This is a genomic window from Caballeronia sp. M23-90, assembly GCF_053574605.1.
In genome coordinates this window covers 1-5,048 of the sequence record NZ_JBSIPA010000470.1, presented here as the reverse complement: position 1 = coordinate 5,048, position 5,048 = coordinate 1, and the positions used below count along the sequence as shown (strand labels likewise).

General features: G+C 61.8%; 6 protein-coding genes. 5 read left to right on the top strand and 1 reads right to left on the bottom strand.

The window, feature by feature from the left end:
* On the top strand, window positions 1-689 hold a 689-nt coding region (locus ACRXB1_RS30205; RefSeq protein ID WP_449494127.1), incomplete at its 5' end, for a PepSY domain-containing protein.
* Window positions 689-970: a DUF3325 domain-containing protein gene (locus ACRXB1_RS30200; protein ID WP_449494126.1), complete on the top strand. Its 282-nt coding sequence runs from the start codon at window positions 689-691 to the stop codon at window positions 968-970. The genes ACRXB1_RS30205 and ACRXB1_RS30200, both read left to right, overlap by 1 nt.
* Before the next feature lie 241 nt (window positions 971-1,211).
* On the opposite strand, the gene ACRXB1_RS30195 is transcribed toward ACRXB1_RS30200, so the two are convergent.
* Window positions 1,212-2,156 (bottom strand): LysR family transcriptional regulator, encoded by a 945-nt coding sequence (locus ACRXB1_RS30195; RefSeq protein ID WP_449494125.1) that lies wholly within the window; start codon window positions 2,154-2,156, stop codon window positions 1,212-1,214.
* Window positions 2,157-2,258: 102 nt separating this feature from the next.
* On the opposite strand from ACRXB1_RS30195, the gene ACRXB1_RS30190 reads away from it, so the two are divergent.
* The 3 genes from ACRXB1_RS30190 to ACRXB1_RS30180 all read left to right on the top strand — a co-directional run.
* Window positions 2,259-3,374 (top strand): aryl-sulfate sulfotransferase, encoded by a 1,116-nt coding sequence (locus ACRXB1_RS30190; RefSeq protein WP_449494124.1) that lies wholly within the window; start codon window positions 2,259-2,261, stop codon window positions 3,372-3,374.
* Between the two features lie 33 nt (window positions 3,375-3,407).
* Complete coding sequence (locus tag ACRXB1_RS30185) at window positions 3,408-4,736, top strand: solute carrier family 23 protein (RefSeq protein ID WP_174362738.1); 1,329 nt, start codon at window positions 3,408-3,410, stop codon at window positions 4,734-4,736.
* A gap of 52 nt (window positions 4,737-4,788) precedes the next feature.
* Window positions 4,789-5,048, top strand: a 260-nt coding sequence (locus tag ACRXB1_RS30180) for a porin (protein ID WP_449494123.1), incomplete at its 3' end; no start/stop codon positions are given.

The following is a 5,048-nucleotide window of genomic DNA, read 5'->3' as shown; positions in this document are numbered from 1 at the left end:
CGTCGAACAACAAGTATTGCGGGCTCATGGAAACACGTGCTGCGTCCCCGCGCGAAACGGCAACGCGCGGCGTGCTGTATGCGTTGCACCTCGGCCGGTTCAGCGGGCTGCAGTTGCGCTGGCTGTATTTCATCGTGAGTCTTGCCGGCACGGCGATGGTAGGCACCGGCCTCGTCATGTGGACGGTCAAACGGCGTCAAAAGCTGCCTGATCCTGCGCGGCCTTATTTCGGCTTCTGGCTCGTCGAACGTTTGAATATTGCGAGCATCGCGGGGCTTTCCATCGCGATGACGGGGTTCCTGTGGGCCAACCGGCTGCTGCCCGTGGCAATGCCCGAGCGCCCGAAAGCAGAGATCAACCTGTTCTTCACGATATGGGCGGCAACCTTGCTGTACACGCTTGCACGGCCTGCAAAGCGCGCCTGGATTGAATTGCTGTGGTTCGCGGCCGGCTTGCTGGCGTTCTTGCCCGTGCTCAATGCGCTCACCACGCAACGGCCGTTGTGGCATTCCATCGCGCAAGGCGACTGGGTGTTCGTGGGCTTCGATCTGATGATGTGGGCGTTCGCGGCGCTGCATGCGGCGCTGGCGGTCCGCACGGGGCGTCATCGGCCACGTGTGAAGGCTGTGGCAAGAAGCGCGGCCGGGCGCCGGGTTGCAGTGCGGGAAGCAGAAGAGGAGAGCACGTGATGCATGGATTGGCTCTGATCATTTGCGTACTGTCCTTTGCATTTCTCGCCTTTGCCATGGAGCGGCATCAGGAGACGGTATTCGGACGGAAATTGCGCGAAGGTCAGTCGCGCGGGTTCCGGATCGCAGGTTGGTGCGGGATTTTGCTGGCGCTCAGTTTCGTAGTTGGCGACGAAGGGTGGGCGATGGGACTCGTCAGTTTCAGCGGTTGCACGAGTCTTGCGGCCGGAATCGTTTACGGCGTGCTGATCCTGCGGGGCAGGCGGAGTGCACGCGGTTAATAACGTTTGCCGGTCGCGCCAGGCAGCATTCGATGCAGCGTCCAGCGCAGCGCGTCCGGCTTTCGCACGCAACGTTGAATTGGGCGGCGCATGAATCTTGCCGGATCAAGGGATTGGCCAAGCGAAACTCCGCCCAGCAAACTGGGACGCGGTTCACTCTGGAATGCAAGAAGCCGGTCGCGTGCCGTGTGCTCTCACCCTTTCTGCGAGATCCGCAAGACATGGGTTCCAGTCGGGCGGATCATCGTTGTGATTTTGCGGAGATGCCTTGAGACTCAAAGCGCTCCTCCATGCGAGTAATCGCGTGCCCCAGAAACTCCTGGAACATGCCCATGGCTGTCGTCGTGGTCAGGTCGGATCGCTGATAAAGGCAACTGAACGACTTGGCTCCCGCATCCGAGAGCGGAGTCCACACGAGTCGTCCCTGTTCGACGTCTTCCGCCACGTTCTCGGCAATCAGGAAGCCGATACCCAGGCCATTGGCCACCAGACGCCGAACCATCGAGACCGAACTGGTCTCGACGAGCGGGCGCGCCTTTCTCTGCTCCCGATGATCGATCTGATCGACCATTGCGCGCAATTCCGTGTCGGGTGTCATCAGGATCAGGGGATAGTCGAGACAGTCGCGCAACCGAGGCCGCCTGTCCAGCTCGCACAACGGATGACCGGGCGCTGCGACCAGCCCCAGACGCTGAGCGAACGCCCGCACTTCGACTACGCCTGGCGGCGGCTTGCGGCGCAGGCCATAGCCAATGTCAGCCTCGCCCGTCTCGACCCACTTCAGGATGCTCTCGCCATTGCCGGAGCGCACGCTGAAGGTGATCCCGGGATAACTCTTGATGGCCGCCTCGATGGCCTCCGGCACCATGTGTTCGGCCGATGAAGGCGACACCGCGAGGTTGATATGACCGCGGCGCAGCGAGCGAAGATCTTCTATCTGCGTCATGGCGTTGTCGAAGTCACGTTGCCCGCGTCGTACGGCTGCGATCACGATCTCGCCGGCCGTGGTCAATTTCATGCCACGCGGCAGCCGGTCGAACAGCGGCGTGCCGACCTGTTCTTCAAGATTCATGATTTGCTGGTGCACGGCGGCTGCCGTCAAATGCAGCGCCTGAGCAGCTTTTCGGATGGAACCGCGGCGGACGACTTCGTCAAAGCATCGGAATGTCTGTGATATTGAGCGCATGGATCGGGTGTATGTTTTTTCCGAACGGGCCGTAAAGAATAATCATATTTTCCTGACAGCCAGTATCCCCTACATTGGGCTCCGTCATCAAAGGAGTTCAACGTGTCAACGTCCGTAGACCAGATTACCCAGCGACGCCGCGGCGTCGGTCTCATCGCCCATGATCCCGCGCTATCGGCGCATGGCTATACCCTGATCGCGCCACAAACGGGCGGGGGTCATGTCTATCTCATCGATATGCAAGGTGAGGTCGTGCATCAATGGAAGATGCCCGTGCGCCCCGGACGTCACGCTGTGATCCTGCCTAACGGCAACCTGGGCTACAACGGCAGCCATGCACATTCGCCCGATCTCTATGCGCCCTGGTCGATGTGGCACGGCGGCGATTTCTCCGAAGTCACGCCGCAAGGCGAAGTGGTCTGGCGTTACGAAGATCCTGCGCATCACCACGACGCGCAATGGCTTGCCAATGGTCACCTCCTGTATTCGGCCTGCGCGCCAGTTCCACCCGGCTTCGCTGGGCGAGTACCCGGTGGCACGGCATACGGACCTGACGAAGTCATGTATGGCGACGTCATCCGCGAAGTGAATCGTGCGGGTGAACTCGTATGGGAATGGAAAGCCTGGGAACATTTGAATCCCGAGGACTTCCCAATCGCCCCGGGCTTCGGCCGATACCACTGGCCGCTCGTGAACGGCATCGGTGTCAACGCACAGGGCCAGGTGCTCATGAGCTTGCGGACGACCTCCGGCATCATCGCAGTGGACAAGCCGACGGGGGCGCTCGCCATGCATATTCCGCCCAGCGTGGTGTCGCACCAGCACGCGCCGGTGGCGCTGCCGAACGGCAACATCCTCACCTTCGATAACGGCAACTTTCGCACTGGCGCGCACGTCGCGTTCTCGCGCGTGCTCGAGATCGATCCCTCGAACAACGCGGTCGTGTGGTCCTATGCCGACGATGTCGTGAACGTGTTCTACAGCCCCTTCATGGGCAACGCGCAGCGCCTGCCCAACGGCAATACGCACGTGACGGAGTCCGCGACAGGCCGCCTGTTCGAGGTCACGCCCGCAGGCGAAGTGGTTTGGGAATACATCATTCCGTGGTTCGATCAATACCCCGATGAAGCCGCACGCAAGACCGGTCCCGGCCAGTTGAACAGCGTGTTCCAGACCCTCCGGTACAGCCGCGAGCAATTGCCCTGGCTGCCGGCCTGAACCATGCCCACGCGCCTGACTTCCGGAGGGGCCATGAGTCCTGATCCAGCACGAGATCCCGTCGATGCACGCCTGCCCGCATGGCAACTCGTGCTGTTCGGCTTACAACATGTTTTATCGATGGCGGCATCGCCGATCACGGCCGTTTTCCTCGTCGCCAGGATGTTGTCGCTGCCCGCTGAGCTCACGGTCCAGTTGATCGGTGCGACGTTTCTTGCCTGCGGCATCGGCACGTTGCTGCAGTCGCTCGGCTGGGCGGCCATTGGCGCGCGACTCCCGTTCGTGATGGTTCCGGGCGGCGCGCCGGTGATGCTGTTCGCCGTCGTCGCGAAACAGACCGACCTGCAGACCGCCGCCGGGTCGGTGATCCTCACGAGCCTGTTCTACTGGATCATCCTGCCGGTATTCGCACGTTGCCTGCGTTTTTTTCCTCGCGTGGTGATCGGCGCCATGTTGCTGCTGGTGTCGGTGAGCCTGATCAAGATTTATGCGGGCGTGATCGTCGGACAGCCCGGCACTCCGACATTTGCGCAGCCGCAGGCGCTCGGGCTTGCCCTCCTGACCGTCGCCTCCACGCTTCTGATTGCGCGTGCCCTGAAAGGAGCGGCGGGGCGCCTTGCGGTGCTGCTGGGCCTCGTCATTGGCGCGTTGGCAAGCTGGGCATTGGGCTACATGCCGCTCGCCACTGTCATGCAGGGTCCCGTTTTCACGCACCCGGTGCTGTTCCCGTTCGGCACGCCGCATTTCGATGTGATCGCTGCCCTGCCCATGCTGATTTTCAGCGTGATATCGATGGCCGAAGCAACGGCGCAGACGGTCGCAGTCGGCGAGATCACGGGCAGGGTCATCGATACTTCGCGCGACGTTCCCCGCACCATTCGCGGCGACGCCGTGGCCTCGCTGATTGGTGCGTTGCTGGGCACGTCGCTCATCATCACGAGCGCCGAAAACATTGGCGTGGTGCAGACGACCGGCGTGCGTTCACGCTATGTCACGGCTACCGCCGGCGCGATGCTGATCGTGATCGCACTGTTCGCGCCGCTCGCACGGCTTGCTTATTCGATCCCCGCGCCAGTGGTCGGGGGCACGGCTTTGATCGTCTTCGCGATGATCGGTGTCATGGGCATCAAGATGCTCGGCCAGGTCGACCTGAATGCGCGCAGCAATCAGTACACGCTCGCGGTGGCGTTGATCGTCGGCCTGCTGCCGATACTGGTCCCCAATCTCTACGCCCGCTTTCCCGCGAACCTGCAGCTCGTGCTCAGCAACGGCATGGCGGCAGGGACGGTGGCGGCGATCATCGTCAATCTTGTCTTTACTGCTGTGTGGGCGCGGCCCGGGAAAAAGATTCAGACAACCTGAACCCGCGCCGTTCCTTTCCCTTCCTTTCCTTCCACGCTTTTCCTCTCTTCCAATGAAAATTGCATCCGTCGTGTGCGCGGCCGGGGTCGCGTCTGCTGTCGCGCTCTCTGCGCCTTCAAGTGTTCATGCGCAAAGCAGCGTGACGTTGTACGGAAGTCTCGATGCGGGACTTGGCTATGTCAGCAACCTCCACGGGTCCCGGGCTTTTATCGCCGAGCAGGGCACATTGCAAGCCGACCGGTTCGGATTTCAAGGCGTTGAAGATCTCGGCGGCGGCCGCTCGGCGCTGTTCCGGCTCGAAGGCGGATTCGT